Source organism: Streptomyces mutabilis, assembly GCF_014649815.1.
GTDB lineage: Bacteria > Actinomycetota > Actinomycetes > Streptomycetales > Streptomycetaceae > Streptomyces > Streptomyces mutabilis.
The window spans coordinates 256,817-280,072 of sequence record NZ_BMTT01000007.1 but is presented as its reverse complement, the minus strand read 5'-3'; the positions used below and the strand labels follow the sequence as shown (position 1 = coordinate 280,072).

Below are 23,256 nucleotides of genomic sequence, written 5' to 3'. Positions count from 1 at the left end.
CCCGCGCGCGTCTGACAGTACGACAAGTCCATCGGCGCGCCCGGGTGACGGCCCGGACGGGAGCGGGCTTCCGTGACGGGATTGATCCGTCGGCGCGGCCGTACAGCCAACGAGGCCCCCCGTACGTCCAACTGTGCGAACGGCTAGCGCGCCGCAGAGCGTTCGCGGGTGCGAGGGTGGGAAGAGGGACATGACGCAGAGCAGTGTGCACGGGGAGGGAACACGGCCGGGTGCCGCCCGGCGCGCCCGGGGCGGCGGGGGCGGCGGGGGCGGCGGGAACGGCGCTCAGGGCGGGGACGGGTCCGGCCCGGGCAGGTCGGGAGGCGGACCACCGGGCGGCAACGACAGCCGGTCCGCAAGGCGCCGCGCCGGGCGCCGGCACCGCGCACTGCGGTGGTCCGCGACTGTCCTCTCGGTGCTGATACTCGGCACGGCCGGTGCCGGATACCTCTATTACGAGCACCTGAACGGCAACATCGAGAAGGGCGAGCGCAGCAGCGGCGACTCCAAGGCGAACCAACCCGAGCCGAACGCGGCCGGACAGAGGCCCCTGAACATCCTGCTGGTCGGCTCCGACAGCCGCGCCTCAGACGCGAACGTGGCGCTGGGCGGGGGCAGGAACCACCGCGACAATCCGCCCCTCGGCGACGTGCAGATGCTCGTCCACCTGGCCGCGGACCGCAAGAGCGCGGCCGTGGTGAGCATCCCCCGGGACACCCGGGTGGACATCCCCGAGTGCACGGACCCGAAGACCGGCGAGAAGTACCCGGCGACCAACTCGATCATCAACGAGTCACTGGGCCGCGGCGGCGCCGGCTGCACCCTGGCCACCTGGGAGAACCTCACCGGTGTGTACGTCGACCACTGGATGACGATCGACTTCGCGGGCGTCGTGGCGATGGCGGACGCCGTCGGCGGGGTCGAGGTGTGCGTGAACCAGAACGTGTGGGACCGGCCGCTGCCCGCCGTGCCCGGCGGCTCGGGCCTCAAGATGGAGGCCGGCCGGAAGAAGGTACGGGGCGAACAGGCACTGCAGTGGCTGCGCACCCGGCACGCCTGGGGCAGCGACCTGCTGCGCGCGCGGGCACAGCACATGTACATGAACTCGATGATCCGCACCCTGAAGGGGCAGAACGTCTTCACCGACACCGGCCGGCTGATGGGCCTGGCCGAGGCGGCCACGAAGTCCCTGACGGTCTCGGAGGAGATCGGCACGGTCAAGGAGCTCTACGACCTGGGCATGCAGCTCAAGACGGTCCCCACGGACCGCATCACCATGACGACGATGCCCACCGTCGAGGACCCCCAGGACAGGAACCACCTGCTCCCGGCCGGTGACGCGGACAAGATGTGGGCGATGCTCCGCGACGACGTGTCCTTCGACGACAAGGGCGGCAAGGACGCCGGATCCGAGGACGAAAAGGACGAGGGCGAGAGCGCGGGCAAGGACTCAACCGAAGGGGACCGGGCGGCCCCCGACGCCGAGATCGGCGTCCTCGTGCGGAACGCCACCCGCACCGCCGCCCTCGGCCCGGTCACCGGACGCGCGGGCGCGGTCGCCGAGGCATTGGCGCGTAAGGGGTTCGCGAGGGCGGCCAAGGACACCTCGGACGCCCTCGCCGAGGAGCGGACCGTCGTCCGCTACCCGAGCGCGGAGACCGCGGCGGACGCCCGGCGCGTGGCCGCGGCGCTGGGGATCCCGGCGAGTTCCGTGCGGAAGTCCGCGGACGTGTCCGGGATCACGCTCGTGGTCGGAGCCGACTGGCGCTCCGGCACGTCGTACCCGCAACAGGAGAAGCCGGAGGCCGGAGACCTGCCGGACAACAGCGACGCCCTCAACGGCTCGGACGCCGGCACGTGCATGGACGTGTACGAGCCCTACCGATGGTAGGAACTCAGGAAAATACGAGGGATTTGCCCGCTTGTAGGGATGTCGGCCATGCCACCGGAGTAGTTCGACGCCGAACCGGGCGGATAGTGTGAGCGCTCCGGTGCCCCCGCCGCGAGGTCCGCCCTGGCGTCGTGCACATGTTGACCCTTTATCGTGCGCCTTCCGGCAGAAGGTGCCGCGTGGCCCCGACGGAGGATTGGGAGACCGTGGACGCGCAAGGACGTGGGCGGGCAGACGACGTCGATCCCGCAGACCAGTGGGTATTGAATCCACGCACCGGTGAATACGAACTGCGACTGCCCGCTTCCGCACCGCAGTCACCCGTGCCGGGTCCCCGCAGGCCGACCCCCCGCGACAGCGGCACCCCCTCCCCCGACGACGGCCGGACCACCGGCACCGCCGGCGCGGCGGGCCGCACGGGCACGTCCGGCCGGGCGGTCCCGCCCCAGCGGCAGCGCCGTTCGGCCCCCGAGGAACCGGCGCCGGGGCGGCGCGGGCGTCGTCCGGCGAAGAAGAAGTCCAAGGGCAAGAAGGCCCTGCTGTGGACCGGCGGCGGCACCGCGTTCGCCGTCCTGGTGGCCGGTGTCGGCGGCTACCTCTACCTCAAGCACCTCGAGGGCAACGTCACGACGACGGACGTGGGCAGCGCCGGAAGCAGCAGCTTCAAGAAGGACGAGGCCTTCAACATCCTCATCATCGGCACCGACAAGCGCACCGGCGCCGGCAACGAGGGCTACGGCGACGCGGGCAGCGTCGGCCACGCCGACACCACGATCCTGCTGCACGTCTCCAAGGACCGCTCCAACGCCACCGCGCTCAGCATCCCCCGCGACATGATCGTCGACATCCCCGACTGCGAGACCAAGCAGGAGGACGGCTCGACGGAGATCGTCCCCGGGGAGCAGGACGTCCGCTTCAACCGGAGCCTCGGCGAGAACGGCCGGGACGCGGGCTGCGCCATGCGCACGGTGAAGGAAGCGACCGGCATCCAGCCCCACCACTTCATGATGGCCGACTTCAACGCGGTCAAGACGCTCACCACCGCCGTCGACGGCGTCGACGTCTGCGTGGAGCACGCCGTCGACGACCCGAAGTCCCACCTGAAACTGCCCGCCGGCGAGTCCAAGGTCGAGGGGGAGCAGGCCCTCGCCTTCGTCCGCACCCGGCACGCCTTCGGCAACGAGGGCGACCTGGACCGCATCAAGGTCCAGCAGCAGTTCCTGGGCTCGCTCATGCGGAAGATGTCGTCCAGCGACACCCTGACCAGCCCCACCAAGCTGGTGAAGCTGGCCGAGGCCGCCACCGAGGCGCTGACCGTGGACAGCGCCATCGGCAACGTGGGCACGCTCAAGGACGTCGCCCTGGAGCTGAAGAAGGTGCCGCCGAAGAACATCACGTTCCTCACGGTGCCGGTGGTCGACAACCCCACCGAGAAGGTCAAGGCGACGGTCGTCGCCAACGAGGCGAAGGCCCCCCAGATCTTCGACATGATCATCAACGACGTCTCCTTCACCGAGGTCAAGCAGAAGGAGAAGAAGGAGGCCGCCGCCGTCGCCGCCCGCCTCAAGGGCGAGAAGTCGGACCCCTCCGAGGTCCGCGTCCGCGTCCTCAACGGCGGGGCCCCCGACGGCAGCGCCCAGCTGGAGCTGAACTACCTCCAGACCCAGGCCGGGGTCACCAAGTCCGAGAACGCGGGCAACGCGGACGCCGAGGTCGCCAAGACCACCCTGGAGTACGCCCCCGACCAGGCCGACCAGGCCCGCGCCCTCGCCGAGATCCTCGGCCTGTCCGGCGCCGCCATGAAGCCCGGCGAGAGCGTCACCAACGCCCAGGGCATGCCCACCATGACCCTCACCCTCGGCAAGGACTTCAAGGGCGCCGGGGTCAAGCTCGACGCCGCGTCCGCGAAGCCGCCCGAGGTGGACAAGACCACGGCCGACCAGAAGTTGTGCGCCAGTTGACCTGACGGGTCCGTCGTGCGTCTCAGCGACGACGGGCCCGCGTCGTGGCGCGGGGGTGGAGGTGACGCGTAGATGACGCGAAGCAGTGTGCAGAGGGAGGACACTCGGCAGGGCGCACCGGACGTCCCCGAGGGGGCCGGGTCCGCCGTCGACGGGACCGGTGACGCGGACGGCGGCGGCGAGGCGCCCGGCAGACGCCGCTCCCGCAGGGGCCGCCGTGCGCTCCGCTGGACGGCGGTGACACTCGCCGTGCTGATGACCGGCACGGCAGCCGCCGGGTACCTCTACTACGAGCACCTCAACGACAACATCAAGAAGGACGCCCTCAACCTGGGCGACAACAAGGTCGCCGCGCCGACACCGAACGCCGCCGGACAGACACCGCTGAACATCCTCGTCATCGGCTCCGACGCCCGGGACAGCGAGGAGAACCAGCAACTGGGCGGCGCCCGCGAGACGTTCGGCGCGACGCCGCTGGCGGACGTGCAGATGCTGGTGCACCTGTCCGCCGACCGCAGCAACATGTCGGTCGTCAGCATGCCCCGCGACACCCTCGTACAGATCCCCAAGTGCACCGACCCGGACGACGGGAAGGTCTACCCGGCCAGCGAGGGCCGGACGATGACCAACCGGAGCCTCGGGCACGGTGGCCCCGGCTGCACGGTCGCCACCTGGCAGGAGCTCACCGGCATCCACATCGACCACTTCGTCATGGTCGACTTCGCGGGCGTGGTGGCGATGGCGGACGCCGTCGGCGGCGTCCCGGTCTGCGTGGACGCCAACATCCACTCGCGCGACGCCGAGGGCCACGGCTCCGGCCTGAAGCTGGAGAAGGGCACCCACCCGGTCAAGGGCGAGCAGGCCCTGCAGTGGCTGCGCACCCGCTACGGCTTCGAGGACGGCAGCGACCTCGCCCGGGCCAAGGCCCAGCACATGTACCTGAACTCGCTGGTCCGCACGCTGCGCGAGAACGCCACCCTGAGCAACCCGAACAGGCTGCGCAGGCTCGCCGAGGAGGCCACCCGGGCGCTCACCGTCGACCCCGGCCTCGACACCGTCAAGAAGCTGTACGACCTCAGCAACCAGCTGCGCAAGGTGGAGCCGGAGCGCATCACCATGACCACGATGCCCAACCGCTACGTGGGCGCCCGCGTGGAGCCGACCGAGGACGCGGAGCAGCTGTTCCGGCTGGTGCGCGAGGACATCGCACTGGACGGCAAGGACGCGAAGAAGAAGGAGCCCGCGCAGGACACGACGGCCCCGACCGACCCGGCGGCCCCCGACGAGGAGATCGCGGTCCAGGTACGCAACGGCACCCGCACGGACAGTACGGCCGCGGCCCGCGGACGCGCGAACACGGTCGCCGGGCTACTGGTGGAGCAGGGCTTCGACAGGGCCGTCGCCGACCCCGCCGTGCTGCCGAGCGAGGACCGCACGGTCATCCGCTACCCGAGCGCCGACCTGGAGGGCGACGCACGACGGGTCGCCGAGGCCCTCGGCATTCCCCCGAGTTCGGTGCAGCGGTCGACCGACGTCTCGGGTGTCACGCTCATCGTGGGCGCGGACTGGCGCGAGGGCACGGCCTACCGGGCGCCCGAGTCCGACGACACGACCCCTGAGTCCGCCGAGGCCCTCAACGGCGCCGACGACAGCGCCTGCATGCACGTGAACCCGGCGTTCAGCTGGTCGTGACGGCCGCTACTCGGTGCCGACGGCGTCCGGCTGCACCGCCGGACGCCGCGAGGCGATGACCCGCTCGGCCAGCGACCGCGGGCTGGTCAGGAAGCCCCAGCCCCAGGACATGTGCATGGTCGCCAGCGCCACCGGGATCTGCGCCCGCGCCTTCAGCCCGAGCCCCTTCCCGGCCGGGAGGGACCCGGCGACGATGGCCGCCAGGTAACCACCGGGTACGACGAAGCCCCACGGGGTCAACAACGCACCCACCACGACACCGGCGGCGATGGCGCACACGGCGGTCGGCGGGGCGAGGTAGCGCAGGTTGATGGAGCCGGCGTGGTACCGGGCGACGACGTGCCGCCAGCGGCCGTAGTCCTTGTACTGCTTGGCCAGCGCCCGCACGGACGGGCGGGGCCGGTAGGAGACCCGCAGTTCGGGCGAGAACCAGATCAGACCGCCGGCCTCGCGGATACGGAAGTTCAGCTCCCAGTCCTGGGCGCGGATGAACTCCTCGTTGTACCCGCCCTGCTGCTCCAGCGCCTCGCGGCGGAACACACCCAGGTACACCGTCTCGGCCGGGGCGGCCTCGCCGCCCGTGTGGAAGGCGGCGTTGCCCACGCCGATCTTCGACGTCATCGCGGCGGCGACGGCGTCCTCCCAGGCGTTCTCGCCCTCGGCGTGCATGATGCCGCCCACGTTCTGCGCGCCGGTCTCCTCCAGGAGCCGTACGGCCGTGGCGATGTAGTTCGGCGACAGCATGCCGTGGCCGTCGACGCGCACGACGACCGGATGGCGGGACGCCTTGATCGCGGCGTTCAGCGCGGCGGGCGTACGGCCGGTGGGGTTCGGCACGGTGTGGACGCGGGGGTCCTCGGCGACGAGTTCGGCGGCGATCTCGTCCGTGCGGTCCGTCGAGGGACCGAGGGCGATCACGACCTCCATCTCGCCGGCGTACTCCTGGGCGAGGATGGCGCGGACGGAGCCGCGCAGATGCCGTTCCTCATTGAGGACGGGCATGATCACGGAAACGGCGGGCGGCCGCACGTCGGACTTGGCGTTCATCGGTGCTCACGTTACCGCGAACGGGGGACACGGGTGCGCGCCGCGGGGGTCACAGCCCCGGGTCGCAGATCGTATGGGCCTACGGTGCTCACGGATCGCACGTCCGGCCGCACGGCCCGTACCCCGCGGAGGTGTCACCTTGCCCACGCCGCCCCGCTCCCCCCGGGTCCCGACCGCCACGTCCCGGGGCGTCCCGCCCCCGCAGCGCGGAGCCTTCAGGCGCCCGCCCCGGCCCCCCGTACGGCGGAAGCGCCCGCGCTGGGCCATGCGGGCGGTCACCGCCCTGTCGGTGGTGGTGCTCGCCTCCGCCGGAATCGGGCACGCGGTGCTCTCCGGCCTGGACTCGGACATCACGCGGGTCGACGCCTTCAAGGACATGAAGAACCGGCCCCGCGCGGGCGACGGCATGAACGTCCTGCTGGTCGGCACCGACGGCCGCGACCGGATCAGCGAGGAGGAGCGCGAGAAGTACCGGCTCGGCGGCGCCCCCTGCCACTGCACCGACACGATCATGATCGTGCACATCTCGGAGGACCGGGAGCGCGCCAGCGTGGTCAGCCTGCCGCGCGACTCCTACGCCGAGACGCCCGACCACACCGACCGCACCACGGGCGAGCACCACGAGGGGCACCCGCTCAAGCTGAACGCGGCCTACGCCGAAGGCGGCCCGCAGCTGACCATCCGCACGGTCGAGAACATGACCCGCGTGAAGATCGACCACTACCTGGAGATCGACTTCACCAGCTTCATGAGGACCGTCGACGTGCTCGGCGGCGTGGAGATCTGCACCGCCGAGCCGCTCGAGGACAGCCACACCGGGCTCGACCTGCCGGCCGGCACGCACACGCTGATGGGCGGGCAGGCGCTGCAGTACGTCCGCGCCCGGCACCTGGACGGGGCCTCCGACCTGAGCCGGATGAAACGCCAGCAGCGCTTCCTGGCCGCCCTGATCGACCGGGCGACGTCCTCGGGGCTGCTGCTGAACCCGCTCAAGTTCCGCGACGTCACCCTGGCGGTGCTGGGCTCGGTACGGGCCGACAAGGGCTTCGGCACCGACGAGATGCTGGCGCTCGGGCGGGCGATGCGGAACTTCTCGCCGTCCTCGTCCGAGTTCGCCACCGTGCCGATCGGGCAGATGCGCTACGCCGTCAAGGGCGTCGGCTCGACCCTCAAGTGGGACCCCGCCGAGTCCGAGCGGATCTTCGACGCCCTGCGCGAGGACGAGCCGCTGGCCAGGCCCACGCCGGAACCGAAGGGCCCGGCACCGGTACGGGTCCCGGTCGACCCGAAGCTGATCCGGGTCGAGGTGGAGAACGGCACGCGCACCCCCGGCCTCGGCAAGCGGGTGGACGACGCGCTGGCCGCGACCGGCTTCCGCACCACCGAGGCGCCCAGGAACGCCACCGACCGCACGGTCGAGCGGACCGTGGTCGCCTTCGACCCCCGCTGGGACCGCTCGGCGAAGTCGCTGGCCGCCGCGCTGCCCGGCAGTGAACTGCGGCCGGTCAAGGACCAGGGCCCGACGCTGAAGGTGATCGCGGGCGCCGGCTTCGAGAAGGTCGTGGAGGTGAAGCCTGCCGACCCACCGCAGGAGTCGGGCACGGTGGTGCGGGGCGACCGTGTGGTCTGCGGGGAGCAGTGACGCGGTGCCGCGTCAGTCGCCGGAGACGGTGACCTTCTCGTCGTTCTTCAACTGCTCGACCAGCTTCTTCACCTTGGCGTCGTCCCACTTCAGGTTGCCACCCACGCTGCCCGAGACCGGCATGTTCATCGACGTGCCGTCGCCGCCGCTGACGCTCTTCATCGCCCAGAACATGCTCGCCAGGTCGAACAGGCCCATCTCCTTGTCGACGATCAGGGAGTCCAGGCCCGCGCCCATGGTCGGGTACAGCTTGAAGGGGTTGAGGACCGTCGACGGGGTGGCCACCTGGTTCGCCAGCGCCGACAGGAACTTCTGCTGGTTCTTGGTGCGGTCCAGGTCGGAGCCGGCCAGCGCGTACCGGGTACGGACGAAGGCCAGGGCGTCCTGCCCGTTCAGGGTCTGCTTGCCCTTCTGGAAGTCGGCGCCGGACTTCGGGTCCTTGATGTCCTGCGGGATGTCCATCTCGACGCCGCCGACCGCGTCCACGATGTTCGCGAAACCGGCGAAACCGATCTCGACGTAGTGGTCCAGGCGCAGACCGGTGTTGTACTCGATGGTCCGCACCAGCAGCTCCGGGCCGTCCTCCGCGTACGCGGCGTTCAGCTTCACGTGCCGGCCGGTGCCCTTGTACGTCTTTCCCGACTCGGAGCCGACGAAGCTCGGGATCTCCACGTCCGAGTCACGGGGCAGGGAGATCAGCGTCGACCCGTTGTCCCCGGTGTGCAGGATCATCATCGAGTCGGTGCGCTTGCCCTCGGCGGAGCCGGTGTGCAGGTCCTTCTTCTGCTCGTCGGTCATGCCCTCGCGGCTGTCGGAGCCGACGATCAGGTAGTTCGTGCCCTCGCCGGCCTCGGGCCGCTCGATGACCTTCGAGAGGTCGACCTCGCGGTTCAGCTTGGAGTCGGCCCAGAAGTACGTGCCGACGGTGGTCACGACCAGCGCGGTCACCACCGTGATCGCGGTCCACTTGATCCGGCGCCGCCAGTCGGGCGCGGGCCGCCCCGGACGCGGGCCCGGACCCGCGGGGCCACGGCCGCCGGGGCTGCCGTAGACCTGGCCGGTGTTGTAGCCGCTGTCATAGCCGTCGTGACCGCCGTGGCCCTGGCCGTCCACGTACGACGGCTGCTGCGGCACCCCGGCGCCGTGCGGCGGGGCCGACGGGCCCTGGCCGGGCGGCGGCGCGCCGCGACGGACCTGACGCATCACCCGCGCGCTCTCGGGCCGCGCGCTCGCGCTGCCGCGCCCGTACCCGCCGCCGCGGTTGTCACCGGACCATCCCTCGGGCCAATCATTCATGGGCACCAGTGTGCAGGTCCGCCCCGACGGCCATACAAGGGTCGTCGGAAAATAGGGGCGGCGCTGTTGCGAAGCCGACACAAATCACGCGCCTGTCGTCCCGGCATAAGGTGGAGGCCATGACAGACCAGGCAGAACAGGCCTCGGCCGCACAGTCGGCGGCTCCGGAGATCCCGGGCAAGCCGACCTCGGCGTCCCGTACCACCCTCAGCCACATCATGACCCACAGCGACACCAACCTGCTGGGCACGGTGCACGGCGGAGTGATCATGAAGCTCGTCGACGACGCGGCGGGCGCCGTGGCCGGACGGCACTCCGGCGGCCCCGCCGTCACCGCGTCCATGGACGAGATGGCGTTCCTCGAACCGGTCCGCGTCGGCGACCTCGTCCATGTGAAGGCCCAGGTCAACTGGACCGGCCGCAGCTCCATGGAGGTCGGCGTGCGGGTCATGGCCGAGCGCTGGAACGAGTCAGCCCCCGCCACCCAGGTCGGCTCGGCCTACCTGGTCTTCGCCGCGGTGGACGCGGACGGCAAGCCCCGCACGGTCCCGCCGGTCATCCCCGAGACCGAGAAGGACAAGCGCCGCTACCAGGAGGCCCAGATCCGCCGCACCCACCGCCTGGCCCGCCGCCGCGCGATCATGGAACTGCGGGAGCGGCGGGTGGCGGAGGGGTACGAGGACTGAGCCCCGAACTCACGAGCGCGCGCCGTTACGGCAGGTTGCGCGCCATGACGATGCGCTGGACCTGATTCGTGCCTTCATAAATCTGCGTGATCTTCGCGTCACGCATCATGCGCTCCACCGGGTAGTCCCGCGTGTAGCCGTATCCGCCGAGGAGCTGGACCGCGTCCGTGGTGACCTCCATGGCCACGTCGGAGGCGAAGCACTTGGCGGCGGCGCCCTGGAAGGTGAGGTCGCTGTCGCCGCGCTCCGACTTGGCGGCCGCCGCGTAGGTGAGCTGGCGGGCGGCCTCGATCTTCATGGCCATGTCGGCGAGCATGAACTGGATGCCCTGGAAGTCGGCGATCGGCTTGCCGAACTGCTTGCGCTCCTTCACGTAGCCCTTGGCGTAGTCGAGGGCGCCCTGGGCGATGCCGAGGGCCTGGGCGGCGATGGTGATGCGGGTGTGGTCCAGCGTCTTCATCGCGGTGGCGAAGCCGGTGCCCTCCTCGCCGATCATGCGGTCGGCGGGGATGCGGACGTTGTCGAGGTAGACCTCGCGGGTCGGGGAGCCCTTGATGCCGAGCTTCTTCTCCGGGGCGCCGAAGGAGACGCCCTCGTCGGACTTCTCCACGACGAAGGCGGAGATGCCCTTGGAGCGCTTGGTGGGGTCGGTGACGGCCATCACCGTGTAGTACTCGCTGACGCCGGCGTTGGTGATCCAGCGCTTGACGCCGTTGAGGATCCAGTGGTCGCCGTCGCGGACGGCCTTGGTCTTCATGCCGGCCGCGTCGGAGCCCGCGTCGGGCTCGGAGAGGCAGTAGGAGAACATGCCGTCGCCCTTGGCGAGCGGGGTCATGTACTTCTTCTTCAGCTCCTCGGAGCCGGAGAGGATCACCGGGAGCGAGCCGAGCTTGTTCACCGCGGGGATGAGGGAGGAGCTGGCGCAGGCGCGGGCGACCTCCTCGATGACGATCACCGTGGCGAGGGCGTCGGCGCCCGCGCCGCCGTACTCCTCGGGGACGTGGACCGCGTGCAGGTCGTTCGCGGTCAGCGCGTCCAGCGCCTCCTGCGGGAAACGGGCCTCCTCGTCCACCGCGGCGGCGTACGGCGCGATCTTCGCGTCGGCCAGGGAGCGGACGGCGTCGCGGAGCATGTCGTGCTCCTCGGACGGGCGGTACAGGTCGAAGTCAGCCGATCCGGCCAAGGTCTCTCACGCTCCAAAACGCTGTGATGCTGGGCACGCTAACTACCGTTAAGTAACCGAAATTTTAGAGCGTCGTCCACGTTCGTGGATAGGTGAGCTTGACGACAGCCGGTCGGGAGGCTTTCCCCGCGCCCCGGATATGCTCGGGCGCGCACCCCACGCCGTACGTCTGGAGCACCCATGGCCCTCAAGATCACCGTGATCGGCACCGGTTATCTCGGCGCGACCCATGCGGCGGCCATGGCCGAGCTCGGTTTCGAGGTGCTGGGCCTGGACGTGGTGCCCGAGAAGATCGAGATGCTCCAGCGGGGCGAGGTCCCGATGTACGAGCCGGGGCTGGAGGAGTTGCTGGGCAAGCACGTCGCGGGGATCGAGGGGTCCAGCGGCCGGCTGCGCTTCACCACCGACTTCGCCGAGGTCGCGGCCTTCGGGGACGTGCACTTCCTGTGCGTGAACACGCCGCAGAAGCACGGCGAGTACGCCTGCGACATGTCGTACGTCGAATCCGCGCTGGCCTCGCTGGCTCCGCACCTGACGGGGCCGGCGCTGGTCGTCGGCAAGTCGACCGTGCCCGTGGGCTCCGCCGACCGGCTGGCCGGCTACCTCGCCGAGCACGCGCCGGCCGGGGACGCGGCGGAGCTGGCCTGGAACCCGGAGTTCCTGCGCGAGGGCTTCGCCGTGAAGGACACGCTGCACCCCGACCGGATCGTGGTCGGCGTGCGCAGCGAGCGGGCGGAGAAGCTGCTGCGCGAGGTGTACGCGACGCCGATCGGGGAGGGATCCCCTTTCGTCGTCACCGACTTCCCGACCGCCGAGCTGGTGAAGACCTCCGCGAACTCCTTCCTCGCCACCAAGATCTCCTTCATCAACGCGATGGCGGAGGTGTGCGAGGCGGCCGACGGCGACGTGGCCAAGCTGGCGGAGGCGATCGGGTACGACGACCGGATCGGGAAGAAGTTCCTGCGGGCCGGGATCGGGTTCGGCGGCGGCTGTCTGCCGAAGGACATCCGCGCGTTCATGGCGCGCGCCGGTGAGCTGGGCGCCGACCAGGCGCTGACCTTCCTGCGCGAGATCGACTCGATCAACATGCGCCAGCGCGGGCAGATGGTGGAGCTGACCCGGCAGGCGCTGGGCGGCGGCCCGTTCCTCGGCAAGCGGGTCGCGGTGCTCGGTGCCACCTTCAAGCCCGACTCGGACGACGTACGGGACTCCCCCGCGCTGAACGTCGCCGGGCAGGTGCACCTCCAAGGCGCCCAGGTGACGGTGTACGACCCCAAGGGGATGAGGAACGCCCGGCGGCTGTTCCCGACGCTCGGGTACGCCGAGTCCGCGCTGGAGGCGGTGCGGGGCGCCGACGTGGTGCTGCACCTGACGGAGTGGCGGGAGTTCCGCGAGCTGGACCCGGAGGCGCTGGGCGAGGCCGTGTCGGCCCGGGTGATCCTGGACGGGCGCAACGCCCTGGACCCGGTGGTCTGGCGGAAGGCCGGTTGGACGTACCGGGCGATGGGCCGTCCGACGGCCTAGCGAGCACGCGACGAAAGGGGTGACGCCGGTTCGGCCGAGGCTCAGTCGGCCGAACCGGCGTCGTCCGCATTCTGCACCAGGGGCCGGTCCCGCGGCCGGTGAATCCCCTGTGTGTCACGTCTCCTTGGCCCGGTAACGGCGCATCTTGGCGCGGGCCCCGCACACCCGCATCGAGCACCAGCGGCCGCGTCCGGCCGGGCTGCGGTCGTAGTACGCCCAGTGGCAGTCGACGGCCTCGCAGGCCTTGAGCCTGGTCCACGTGCCCGCCACCAGCGCCTCGGCGACGGCGGCGGCGATGCGGGCGGCCAGCGTGCCGCCCCCGGCCGGGGAGAGGGCGGCGGCGCCGTCGGCCGGGTCGACGGTCACCACCAGCGGAGCGGTGGCCAGCAGCTCGTCCAGTGGGGTCACCGTGCGGTGCGGCGGGTGGCCGGCGTGGGCGAGCAGGACCGCGCGCAGGGACTCACGCAGCTCCCGGGCGCCGGGCACGTCGTCCTTCGTGAGTCCGAGACGCGCCCGTCCCTCGGCCGTGTCCAGCGAGTCGGCGCCGGTTTCGAGGTCGATCGTGTTCACCAGTTTCTCGACCAGCTCCAGGCCTCCCGGCGCGGGCGATCTGTCACTCATGCTTGCGACGTTACCGCCGATACGGGAGCATGGAGTAACCGTTACCGGTTACCCGGGCTTTGCAGGTAACCGACAACGGTTGCTCAGACCGCGGACTTCAAGGAGGAAGTCATGGCTGTCGCCGAACTGGGTGTCGTCGTCCTGGACTGTCCCGATCCCCACGCACTGGCCCGTTTCTACGCCGACGTGCTCGGCGGCACCGTCGAGGACAAGAGCGACGGCCAGGACGAGTGGGTCGTCCTCTATCTGCCCGGCGGGCGGACGCTGGCCTTCCAGGGCGCCCCCGGGTACGTACCGCCGAAGTGGCCCGGTCCCGACGGGGCGCAGCAGTTCCACCTCGACCTGGACGTGAAGGACCTGGACGCGGCTGAGAAGGCGGTGCTGGAGCTGGGCGCGAAGCCGCTGGACGCGGAGGACCGCGCGCGTTCCTTCCGGGTTTACGCGGACCCGGCCGGGCACCCGTTCTGCCTCTGTGCCTGCTGAAGCCGGCCGACAACACCGGGAGGAACCTGATGGCACCCGTGGCACGTTTCCGTTCCGTCGTCGTCGACTGTCCCGAGCCGGCCGAACTGGCCCGCTTCTACGCGCAGGTCGGGGGCGGCACCCCTGACGAACGGGATCCCGACTGGGTGGTGCTCGAGATGCCCGGCGGGCCACGGCTGTCCTTCCAGCGGGTGCCGGAGCTCACCCCGCCCCGGTGGCCGCGCTCCGACCGTGACGCCCAGCAGTTCCACCTGGACTTCGACGGCGGGGCGACCTGGGCGGAGATGGACGCGGCGCACGACAGGGTGCTCGCGCTGGGAGCCCGGCCGCTGGACCTGGAGGACCGGGAGAAGAAGGGCTTCATGGTGTACGCCGATCCGGCGGGGCATCCGTTCTGCCTGTGCCGGATCGAGCACGGGTGACCGACCTCGACGGACGGCCGTCATCCGTCGGGGGTGGCTGACGGCCATCCGTCGAGGTCGGCCGTCGGTCATCCGTCCAGGTCCGCGATGGTCGCGGTCGACGGCCCCCGGCGCAGCTGGGCCGCGCGGGCGGTGAAGGCTGCGCCGCGCAGCACGCGTTGGACGTTGCCCCAGGTCAGCATGGCCACGTCCGCCTCGTCCCAGCCGCGGCGCAGCAGTTCGGCGATGAGCCGCGGGTAGCAGGAGGCGTCGCCGAGTTCCAGCGGGTGTGCCGTGCCTGAGTCGTAGGTGCCGGACAGGCCGACGCTCTGCGGGCCGGCCACCGAGCGGACGTGGTCGAGGTGGTCGGCGACGTCCCGGACGGTCGGGCCGGTCTGCTCGGCGGTCAGCGGCACCATGCACAGGCCGCCGGCGGCGCCCAGCTCCACGAGCAGGTCGTCGGGGAGGTTGGCGGGGTGGGGACGCAGGGCGCGGGCGGCGGAGCGGGTGCACAGCGCGGGCGCTTTGGAGACGGCGAAGGTGCGGCGGACGGTCTCCGCCGAGGCGCCGGAGAGGTCGGCGATGACGCCGAGCCGGTTCATCTCCCGGACGGTCTCCTCGCCGAACCGGGTCAGCCCCGCCTCGCTCGCCCAGGACGCGCCGGCCAGGGTGAGCACGCGCAGGCCGAGAACGTACAGGGAGCGCAGGATGCCGAGGCAGTCGCCGATGGCGGCGGCGCCGGCGGGGCCCGGCAGCACGGCGACCCGGCCGCAGTTGCGGGCGTCGATGGCCTCCCCGGCGTCGTGGGCGAGGCGCAGGCCCTCCGGGTGGGCGCGCACCACCGTCTTGATCAGGTCCAGCTGCTCCAGGGTCGCGCCGACGGCCCGGTCCCCGTCGACGGCGTCGGGCAGGTGCAGCGACCAGAACAGCGCGCCCACGTGCCCTTCGCGCAGCCGCGGCACGTCGGTGTCGACGGCGCTCTCGCCGAGCTCCAGGTCGTACCAGGGCAGGTGCTTGAGCGCCCAGGGCAGGCCGCTGTAGCCGTCGGCCACGGGGTGGGCGGCGAGCACGGCGTGGGCCCGGGCCGACGGCTCGTCGCCGGGGTCGGACACGGGCGCGTAGGGCTCCGGCGGGAAGACCTCGGCCACGGACGACACGGGCGGGTCGTCGAGCCCGGCGGCCTCGGTACCGGTGTGCAGGTCGTCCTGGAGGTCTGCCATGACGGGCTCCGTACGGTCGTCGTGCGTTGAGGCCACGGTGGCACGGAGCGGAAGGTGCTTCCTGCTGGGTGGAGCGTTCGGGGGTATGCGGCTCAGCCCCGGGCCGCGTCGATCACCTCGTCCAGGGTGTCCCGGGAACGGAGCAGGTCGGTGACCATCCGGTCGATGCGGGCGCGTTCGGCGGTGAGGTCGGCGACCAGCTTCGGCGTGGCGACGGCCGAGGGGCCGCCGTCCCCGTCCCGCATGCACGGCAGCAGTTCGACGATCTTGCTGCTGCACAGCCCGGCCGCGAACAGTTCCTGGATGCGGACGACCCGGTCGACGGCCGCCTCCGCGTACTCGCGGTGCCCGCCGGGCGTACGCTCGGCCGCGAGCAGCCCCTGCTTCTCGTAGTAGCGCAGCGAGCGCTCGCTGACGCCCGTGCGCCGGGCCAGTTCGCCGATCCGCATGCCGTCACCTCGGGGCTCGACTCGGGGACTTGATTCTGACACCCGTGTCAGGTTCTAGCGTACGGGCATGTCGAACACAACTGAGCTCTTCGCGTCCGCCCCGCTCGGACCGCTCGCCCTCCCCAACCGGCTCGTGATGGCCCCGCTGACGCGCAACCGCGCCGAGGCCGACGGCACCCCGACCCCGCTCATGGCCACGTACTACGCCCAGCGCGCCTCGGCCGGGCTGATCATCGCCGAGGCCGCGACCCCGAACGCGGTCGGGCAGACGTACCCGAACATCACCGCCGTCCACAGTGCCCGGCACGTGGCGGGCTGGCGGCAGGTCACCGACGCCGTGCGGGAGGCGGGCGGGCGGATGTTCCTCCAGCTCCAGCACGGCGGCCGGGTCGGTCATCCGGCGACCAGCGGGCTGACGCCCCTCGCGCCCTCGCCGGTGCCGCTGCCCGAGACGATCTTCACGCCCGGGGGGCACCGTCCGGCCGTCGTCCCGAGGGAGATGACCGAGCAGGACATCCGCACCACTGTCGCCGACTTCGCGCGGGCCGCGCGGAACGCGCTCGACGCCGGGTTCGAGGGGGTGGAGGTGCACTCCGCCAACGGCCACCTCCTGCACCAGTTCCTGGCCGCCAACACCAACCGCCGCACCGACGGCTACGGCGGCTCGATCGCCGCGCGCATCCGGTTCACGGCCGAGGTGGTCGAGGCGGTGGCCGCGGAGATCGGCGCCGAGCGGGTGGGCCTGCGCGTCTCCCCCGGCAACACCGTCAACGGGATCGCGGAGGGCGCGACGGAGGAGATCTACCCGGCGCTCGCGGCACGGCTCGGCGGGCTCGGGCTCGCGTACCTGCACCTGGTCTTCGCCGACCCGGACGCCTCGGTCTTCGGGGAGATCCGCGCCGGGTGGCCCGGCGTGCTGATCGCCAACCCGGTGCTGGGCGAGGAGCTCACCGCGGACGGCGTGCGCCGCGCCTCCGAGCGGCTGCTGGCGGCCGGAGCCGACCTGATCGCCCTCGGACGGCCCTTCCTCGCCAACCCGGACCTGGTGGAGCGGCTGCGGCTGGGCGCGCCGCTGAACCAGGTGCGGGACCGGTACCTGATGTACGTGGGCGGGGCGACCGGCTACACCGACTACCCCGCCCTCGAAGCTCCCGTGGAGGAGACGGCTCAGCCGTCCAGCTCCTCCAACGACGCGTTGGACGGCCCCCGCGTGGCCTGAAGCCCGCGGGCCACGTCCTCCGCGTCGCCCAGCACCCGGACCGCGTTCTTCCAGGTCAGCTTGGCCAGGTCGGCCCGGGACCAGCCGCGGTCGAGGAGTTCGGCGATGAGGTTCGGGTAGCCCGAGACGTCGCCGAGGCCGTCGGGGGTGAAGGGCGTGCCGTCGTAGTCGCCGCCGATGCCGAGGTGGTCGACGCCGGCGACCTCGCGCATGTGGACGAGGTGGTCGGCGACCGTGGAGACGGTGGCGACCGGGCGGGGGACGCGCTCCTCGAAGGCGGCGTGGACCTTCATCGCCTCGGGGCTGCTGTCGAGGTGGTGGAAGCCGTGTGCCCGCATGTTCTCGTCGGCGGCGGCCGTCCAGTCCACGGCGGCCTGGAGCACGAACTTCGGCACGAACGTCACCATCGCCACCCCGCCGTTCGCGGGCAGCCGCTCCAGCACGTCGTCCGGGATGTTGCGGGGGTGGTCGCAGACGGCCCGGGAGGAGGAGTGGGAGAAGATCACCGGCGCGGTGGAGGTGTCCAGCGCGTCGCGCATAGTCGTCGCCGCGACGTGCGAGAGGTCGACGAGCATGCCCTCGCGGTTCATCTCCCGCACGACCTCGCGGCCGAAGGCCGACAGGCCGCCGACGCCGGGCTCGTCGGTCGCCGAATCCGCCCACGCGACGTTGTCGTTGTGGGTGAGGGTCATGTAGCGCACGCCCAGCGCGTACAGGGCGCGCAGGGTGGCCAGCGAGTTGTCGATGGAGTGGCCGCCCTCGGCGCCCATGAGGGAGGCGATACGGCCCTCGGCGCGGGCGGCCTCCATGTCGGCGGCGGTCAGCGCGGCCCGCAGCTCCCCCGGGTGCCGGTCGATCAGCCGCCGTACGCAGTCGATCTGCTCCAGCGTCGCCGTCACCGCGCCGGGCAGGTCCGAGCGGACGTACACCGACCAGTACTGCGCGCCGACGCCGCCGGCCCGCAGTCGGGCCAGGTCGGTGTGCAGGTGGGCGGACTGGTCGGCGGCGATGTCCCGGGCGTCGAGGTCGTAGCGGACCTGCTCGCGCAGCGCCCAGGGCAGGTCGTTGTGGCCGTCGACGACGGGGAACTCGCGCAGCAGCTCCCGGGCCCGGTCGAGAGAGGTCATCCGGGTCACTTCCCGAAGCCGAAGCCGGCCGCCGAGCCCGCGACCTTGTTGCGCAGCCGCTTGCCCTTCTCGGTGGCCTGGTCGTTCAGCTCCTGCTGGAACTCGCGCATCCGGCCCAGCAGCTCCTCGTCGTGCGCGGCGAGGATGCGGGCGGCCAGCAGCCCGGCGTTGCGGGCGCCGCCGACCGAGACGGTGGCGACCGGCACGCCGGCCGGCATCTGCACGATGGACAGGAGGCTGTCCATGCCGTCCAGGTACTTCAGCGGCACCGGCACGCCGATGACCGGCAGCGGGGTGACGGAGGCGAGCATGCCGGGCAGGTGGGCGGCACCGCCCGCGCCCGCGATGACCGCCTTCAGTCCGCGTCCGGCGGCCTGCTCGCCGTACGCGATCATCTCGTGCGGCATGCGGTGCGCGGAGACGACGTCGACCTCGTAGGGGATCTCGAACTCGTCGAGGGCCTTGGCGGCGGCCTCCATGACGGGCCAGTCGGAGTCCGACCCCATGACGATGCCCACGACCGGACTGACCGGGCTGGCCTGGCTCATTCGGTGATCGTCCCTCTCAGATAGCCGGCAGCGTGACGCGCGCGCTCCAGCACGTCGTCGAGGTCGTCGCCGTAGGTGTTGACGTGGCCGACCTTGCGGCCGGGCTTCACGTCCTTGCCGTACATGTGGATCTTGAGCTGCGGGTCGCGGGCCATGCAGTGCAGGTACGCGGAGTACATGTCGGGGAAGTCGCCGCCGAGGACGTTGACCATGACCGTCCACTTGGCGCGCGGGCGCGGGTCGCCGAGCGGGAGGTCGAGGACGGCGCGGACGTGGTTGGCGAACTGCGAGGTGATCGCGCCGTCCATCGACCAGTGGCCGGAGTTGTGCGGGCGCATCGCGAGCTCGTTGACGAGGATGCGACCGTCGCGGGTCTGGAACAGCTCGACGGCCAGGTGGCCGACGACGTCCAGTTCCTTGGCGATGCTGAGCGCCATCTCCTCGGCCCGCAGGGCGAGGTCCTCATCGAGGTCGGGGGCGGGCGCGATCACCGTGTCGCAGACGCCCTTGACCTGCTGCGACTCGACGACGGGGTAGGCCACCGCCTGGCCGTGCGGGGAGCGGACCACGTTGGCGGCGAGTTCGCGGACGAAGTCCACCTTCTCCTCCGCCAGCACGGGGACCCCGGCCCGGAAGGGCTCGGCGGCCTCCTCCGCGGAGTCCACGACCCACACGCCCTTGCCGTCGTACCCGCCGCGGACCGTCTTGAGGACGACGGGGAATCCGTCGCCCTCGGCGGCGAAGGCGGCCACGTCGGCCGGATCGCGCACGATCCGGTGCCGCGGGCAGGGCACGCCGATCGCGACGAGCTTCGCGCGCATCACGCCCTTGTCCTGGGCGTGCACGAGCGCCTCGGGGCCGGGGCGCACGGGGATGCCGTCCGCCTCCAGGGCCTTGAGGTGCTCGGTCGGCACGTGCTCGTGATCGAAGGTGATCACGTCACAGCCGCGCGCGAACTCGCGCAGCGTGTCCAGATCGCGATAGTCGCCGACGACGACTTCGTTCACGACCTGCGCCGCAGAGTCCTGGGGAGTGTCACTGAGAAGCTTGAACCTGATGCCCAGCGGGATGCCCGCCTCGTGTGTCATACGAGCGAGCTGGCCACCGCCGACCATGCCGACTACCGGGAACGTCACACCCCTAGCGTATCGGCCGCGCGGGGCCCACATGTTTACCGGCCGTTTCCCCGCCCGTCCCGGGGTCCGCCGCCGTCGCCCCGAGGTCGTCCGCAGGAAGATCGCGCGTCCGGGTGGTTAGCATGAACGGATTGACGCCAACCGACGGACGGGGGCCTGCACGACCATGGGACATGGTTCCTCGGGTGCTCATACGGCTCCCCCGGCTGCCCCCGCGCCCCGCGGCACGCTGCGGGAGCGGATCGGCCGGCTGGTCCGTGAGGTCGTGAAGTTCGGCGCGGTGGGCGGCGCGGGAGTGCTGGTCAACCTGCTGGTCTTCAACCTGGTGCGGCACGTGACCGACCTCGCGGTGGTGCGGGCCAGCATCATCGCGACCGTCGTCGCGATCGTCTTCAACTACCTGGGCTTCCGCTACTTCACCTACCGGGACCGCGACAAGGGCCACCGCACCCGTGAGATGTCGCTGTTCCTGCTGTTCAGCGCGGTCGGGCTGGTGATCGAGAACGGCGTGCTCTACACGGCGACGTACGGCTTCGGCTGGGACAGCCCGCTGCAGAGCAACATCTTCAAGTTCCTCGGCATCGGCATCGGAACGCTGTTCCGTTTCTGGTCGTACCGCACCTGGGTCTTCCGCACGCTGCCGGGCCGGGAGCCGGTGACGCGGGCGGAGACCCTCCTGGAGCACGAGCACCCGACGGCGGTGCGCACCACGGACGGCGCCCCGGCGGCCCGTCGCTGACCTGCGCTCCGACCTCCGAGGGGGCGGCTAGCGTACCGTCGTTTGGCCCGAGTCCCCGGACGACTTCTTCGGCGGCGGCGTACGGGAGAGGAACAGGCCGAAGACCGGGGGCCGACCCTGGAGGAGCTCCAGCCGGCCGCCGTCCGCCTCGGCCAGGTCGCGGGCCACGGCCAGGCCGATGCCCGTCGAGTTCCGCCCGCTGATCGCCCGCTCGAAGATCCGTGCCCCCAGATCGCCGGGCACACCGGCGCCCTCGTCGGTGACCTCGACCACCACCTGGTTGCCGGTCACCCGGGTCCTGAGGGCCACCGTGCCGCCGCCGTGCATCAGGGAGTTCTCGATCAGCGCGGCCAGCACCTGCGCCACCGCGCCCGGGGTGCCCACGGCCGTCAGGTGCCGTTTGCCGGAGCTGACGATCGCCCGTCCCTCGCTGCGGTAGGCGGGGCGCCACTCGGCGATCTGCTGCTGGATGACGTCGTCCAGTTCGAAGGTGACGGCGGAGCCGCTGCGCGGGTCGCGGCTGTTGGTCAGCAGCCGGTCCACGACGTCCGTCAGCCGCTCCACCTGCGACAGCGCGATCGTCGCCTCCTCCTTCACCGTCTCCGGCTCGTCGGTGAGGGTGATCTCCTCCAGCCGCATCGACAGCGCGGTCAGGGGCGTGCGCAACTGGTGGGAGGCGTCGGCGGCCAGTCGCCGTTCGGCGGTGAGCATCCGCGCGATGCGCTCGGCGGAGGAGTCCAGCACGTCCGCGACCCGGTCCAGTTCGGGGACGCCGTAGCGCTTGTGGCGGGGGCGCGGATCGCCGGAGCCGAGGCGTTCGGCGGTCTCGGCGAGGTCGGTGAGCGGGGAGGCGAGGCGGTTGGCCTGCCGGATCGCCAGCAGCACGGCCGCGACCACCGCGAGCAGCGCCACCAGCCCGATGATCAGCAGGGTCCGGCCGACCTCGCGGGTCACCGAGGAGCTGGGCTCCTCGACGAGGACCGTCTCCCCTTCCTCGCCGGTGGCATTGCCGCGGATGACCTCACCGGTCGGCCGGCTGCCGACCTCGATGACCGGCTTGCCGGGAATCCGGATCTCGGCGTACCGGGCGTCCCGGATCTGCTCGCGCAGGAACTTGGCGTCGACCGACCCGGTGCCGAGCAGCCGGCTGTCGACGATGCTGGCCAGCCGCACGGCCTCCAGGTCGACCCGCTCCTGGGCGCTGCTGCTGATCGTGCGGGTCTCGACGATGACGAGCGAGACGCCGAAGACGGCGATCACGATGAGCACCACGGCGAGCGTGGACTGGATCAGTCGACGGCGCATGTCCTCTTACCCGGCCAGGCCTTGGGTCGTTGTCGGCGGGTCAGTTCTTCTCGAAGCGGAAGCCCACGCCGCGCACGGTGGCGATGTAGCGCGGGTTCGCCGCGTCGTCCCCCAGCTTCTTGCGCAGCCAGGAGATGTGCATGTCGAGGGTCTTGGTGGACGACCACCAGGTGGTGTCCCAGACCTCGCGCATCAGCTGGTCGCGCGTGACGACCCGGCCGGCGTCGCGCACCAGTACCCGCAGCAGGTCGAACTCCTTGGCGGTGAGCTGGAGCTCTTCCTCGCCCATCCAGGCCCGGTGCGACTCGACGTCGATGCGCACGCCGTGCGTGGCGGGCGGCTGCGGCGGCTCGACGGCACCGCGCCGCAGCAGGGCGCGGACCCGGGCGAGCAGCTCGGCGAGGCGGAAGGGCTTGGTGACGTAGTCGTCGGCGCCCGCGTCGAGGCCGACGACGGTGTCCACCTCGTCGGCGCGCGCGGTCAGGATGAGGATCGGCACGGCATGCCCCTCCGAGCGCAGCCGGCGGGCGACCTCCAGCCCGTCCATGTCCGGCAGGCCCAGGTCCAGCACGACCAGGTCGATGCCGCCCCGCAGCCCGGCGTCGAGTGCGGTGGGTCCGTCCTCACGCACCTCGACCTCGTACCCTTCCCGGCGCAGTGCGCGGGCCAGCGGCTCCGAGATGGACGCGTCGTCCTCGGCGAGCAGTACACGGGTCATGAACTGATGGTAGTCCGCCCGGAGCAGGGCCCGGGCCGTGATCCTCCCAAGGCTCCCGCGCCCCGCCCCGCCTGTGGACAAGCCGGACACCCGCCCGGCGGACGGGCCGGCCGACCCCGTTGCGCGACCTGTGGGTGCGGGGTGCCATCCTGTGATGGACCTTCGAATGGTCGTTCGCGGTTCCAGGTTCACCTGTGATCCGCGTCTCAAGTCCTTCCATACCGGGCGGTGTCCTGCCGTATGGTGAATCAGCGCCTGTAGCACCCAGAGGACCTTTGGCGACAGTTCGACGCTGAAGGTCTCTTTCGTGTGCGGGCCGGCCCCCACGGTCGGCCTCGAAAGGAATGACCTGTGGCCGGGCCTCACCG

At 71.5% G+C, this 23,256-nt stretch carries 21 protein-coding genes; 10 read left to right on the top strand and 11 right to left on the bottom strand.

The genetic code is table 11. The features are described 5' to 3' along the window. Nucleotides 1–190 precede the first annotated feature (190 nt). The 3 genes from IE142_RS17770 to IE142_RS17760 all read left to right on the top strand — a co-directional run bounded on the left by IE142_RS17770 (nucleotide 191) and on the right by IE142_RS17760 (nucleotide 5,544). Nucleotides 191–1,891: an LCP family protein gene (locus IE142_RS17770; protein WP_191886667.1), complete on the top strand. Its 1,701-nt coding sequence runs from the start codon at nucleotides 191–193 to the stop codon at nucleotides 1,889–1,891. A 206-nt stretch (nucleotides 1,892–2,097) separates the two neighbouring features. Beyond that, entirely contained in the window at nucleotides 2,098–3,852 is a 1,755-nt protein-coding gene (locus IE142_RS17765) for an LCP family protein (protein ID WP_191886713.1), read from the top strand. Between the two features lie 72 nt (nucleotides 3,853–3,924). Further along, a complete protein-coding gene (locus IE142_RS17760; RefSeq protein ID WP_191886666.1) occupies nucleotides 3,925–5,544 on the top strand; it encodes an LCP family protein in 1,620 nt (539 codons plus the stop codon). Between the two features lie 6 nt (nucleotides 5,545–5,550). Here the strand turns inward: IE142_RS17760 and IE142_RS17755 are convergent, their stop codons facing one another. Beyond that, nucleotides 5,551–6,591 carry a glycosyltransferase family 2 protein gene (locus IE142_RS17755; protein ID WP_191886665.1) on the bottom strand — a complete coding sequence of 347 codons (1,041 nt, stop codon included), beginning with the start codon at nucleotides 6,589–6,591 and terminating at the stop codon, nucleotides 5,551–5,553. Between the two features lie 139 nt (nucleotides 6,592–6,730). Here IE142_RS17755 and IE142_RS17750 point away from each other — a divergent pair, with 139 nt between their 5' ends. Then, nucleotides 6,731–8,233, top strand: coding sequence for an LCP family protein (locus IE142_RS17750; protein WP_440862271.1), 1,503 nt, complete (start codon nucleotides 6,731–6,733; stop codon nucleotides 8,231–8,233). Nucleotides 8,234–8,245: 12 nt separating this feature from the next. Here the strand turns inward: IE142_RS17750 and IE142_RS17745 are convergent, their stop codons facing one another. Beyond that, a complete protein-coding gene (locus IE142_RS17745; RefSeq protein ID WP_191886664.1) occupies nucleotides 8,246–9,529 on the bottom strand; it encodes an LCP family protein in 1,284 nt (427 codons plus the stop codon). Nucleotides 9,530–9,648: 119 nt separating this feature from the next. Here IE142_RS17745 and IE142_RS17740 point away from each other — a divergent pair, with 119 nt between their 5' ends. Then, entirely contained in the window at nucleotides 9,649–10,215 is a 567-nt protein-coding gene (locus IE142_RS17740; protein ID WP_043372306.1) for an acyl-CoA thioesterase, read from the top strand. A 25-nt stretch (nucleotides 10,216–10,240) separates the two neighbouring features. On the opposite strand, the gene IE142_RS17735 is transcribed toward IE142_RS17740, so the two are convergent. Further along, entirely contained in the window at nucleotides 10,241–11,398 is a 1,158-nt protein-coding gene (locus IE142_RS17735; protein WP_191886663.1) for an acyl-CoA dehydrogenase, read from the bottom strand. A 180-nt stretch (nucleotides 11,399–11,578) separates the two neighbouring features. Between IE142_RS17735 and IE142_RS17730 the strand changes: the two genes are divergently transcribed. Further along, complete coding sequence (locus IE142_RS17730) at nucleotides 11,579–12,922, top strand: UDP-glucose dehydrogenase family protein (RefSeq protein WP_191886662.1); 1,344 nt, start codon at nucleotides 11,579–11,581, stop codon at nucleotides 12,920–12,922. 114 nt (nucleotides 12,923–13,036) lie between these two features. Here the strand turns inward: IE142_RS17730 and IE142_RS17725 are convergent, their stop codons facing one another. Continuing rightward, nucleotides 13,037–13,543, bottom strand: coding sequence for a CGNR zinc finger domain-containing protein (locus IE142_RS17725; protein ID WP_191886661.1), 507 nt, complete (start codon nucleotides 13,541–13,543; stop codon nucleotides 13,037–13,039). A 111-nt stretch (nucleotides 13,544–13,654) separates the two neighbouring features. Between IE142_RS17725 and IE142_RS17720 the strand changes: the two genes are divergently transcribed. Next, nucleotides 13,655–14,026, top strand: a complete 372-nt coding sequence (locus tag IE142_RS17720) for a VOC family protein (protein ID WP_191886660.1) — start codon at nucleotides 13,655–13,657, stop codon at nucleotides 14,024–14,026. A 29-nt stretch (nucleotides 14,027–14,055) separates the two neighbouring features. After that, nucleotides 14,056–14,448, top strand: a complete 393-nt coding sequence (locus IE142_RS17715; RefSeq protein WP_043372298.1) for a VOC family protein — start codon at nucleotides 14,056–14,058, stop codon at nucleotides 14,446–14,448. A 68-nt stretch (nucleotides 14,449–14,516) separates the two neighbouring features. On the opposite strand, the gene IE142_RS17710 is transcribed toward IE142_RS17715, so the two are convergent. Both IE142_RS17710 and IE142_RS17705 read right to left on the bottom strand, forming a co-directional pair. Next, nucleotides 14,517–15,647, bottom strand: a complete 1,131-nt coding sequence (locus IE142_RS17710; RefSeq protein ID WP_191886659.1) for a dipeptidase — start codon at nucleotides 15,645–15,647, stop codon at nucleotides 14,517–14,519. A 92-nt stretch (nucleotides 15,648–15,739) separates the two neighbouring features. Then, on the bottom strand, nucleotides 15,740–16,096 hold the full coding sequence (locus IE142_RS17705; protein ID WP_191886658.1) for a MerR family transcriptional regulator: 357 nt from the start codon (nucleotides 16,094–16,096) through the stop codon (nucleotides 15,740–15,742). Nucleotides 16,097–16,163: 67 nt separating this feature from the next. Between IE142_RS17705 and IE142_RS17700 the strand changes: the two genes are divergently transcribed. Further along, nucleotides 16,164–17,315: an alkene reductase gene (locus tag IE142_RS17700; RefSeq protein WP_191886657.1), complete on the top strand. Its 1,152-nt coding sequence runs from the start codon at nucleotides 16,164–16,166 to the stop codon at nucleotides 17,313–17,315. Here IE142_RS17700 and IE142_RS17695 read toward each other — a convergent pair. Genes IE142_RS17695 through IE142_RS17685 form a run of 3 tightly spaced genes read right to left on the bottom strand, consistent with a single transcriptional unit; the run spans nucleotide 17,264 to nucleotide 20,126 of the window. Then, on the bottom strand, nucleotides 17,264–18,442 hold the full coding sequence (locus IE142_RS17695; RefSeq protein ID WP_191886656.1) for a dipeptidase: 1,179 nt from the start codon (nucleotides 18,440–18,442) through the stop codon (nucleotides 17,264–17,266). The genes IE142_RS17700 and IE142_RS17695 overlap by 52 nt on opposite strands. Before the next feature lie 5 nt (nucleotides 18,443–18,447). Then, nucleotides 18,448–18,990 carry a 5-(carboxyamino)imidazole ribonucleotide mutase gene (gene purE, locus IE142_RS17690; RefSeq protein WP_043372289.1) on the bottom strand — a complete coding sequence of 181 codons (543 nt, stop codon included), beginning with the start codon at nucleotides 18,988–18,990 and terminating at the stop codon, nucleotides 18,448–18,450. Next, entirely contained in the window at nucleotides 18,987–20,126 is a 1,140-nt protein-coding gene (locus IE142_RS17685) for a 5-(carboxyamino)imidazole ribonucleotide synthase (protein ID WP_191886655.1), read from the bottom strand. The genes purE and IE142_RS17685 overlap by 4 nt, the downstream gene beginning before the upstream one ends. 166 nt (nucleotides 20,127–20,292) lie before the next feature. Between IE142_RS17685 and IE142_RS17680 the strand changes: the two genes are divergently transcribed. After that, a complete protein-coding gene (locus IE142_RS17680; protein ID WP_191886654.1) occupies nucleotides 20,293–20,865 on the top strand; it encodes a GtrA family protein in 573 nt (190 codons plus the stop codon). A 27-nt stretch (nucleotides 20,866–20,892) separates the two neighbouring features. Here the strand turns inward: IE142_RS17680 and draK are convergent, their stop codons facing one another. Together draK and IE142_RS17670 are read right to left on the bottom strand one after the other, a co-directional pair. After that, nucleotides 20,893–22,170: a two-component system sensor histidine kinase DraK gene (gene draK / locus IE142_RS17675; protein WP_191886653.1), complete on the bottom strand. Its 1,278-nt coding sequence runs from the start codon at nucleotides 22,168–22,170 to the stop codon at nucleotides 20,893–20,895. A gap of 40 nt (nucleotides 22,171–22,210) precedes the next feature. Further along, entirely contained in the window at nucleotides 22,211–22,888 is a 678-nt protein-coding gene (locus IE142_RS17670) for a response regulator transcription factor (RefSeq protein WP_043372281.1), read from the bottom strand. Nucleotides 22,889–23,256 lie beyond the last annotated feature (368 nt).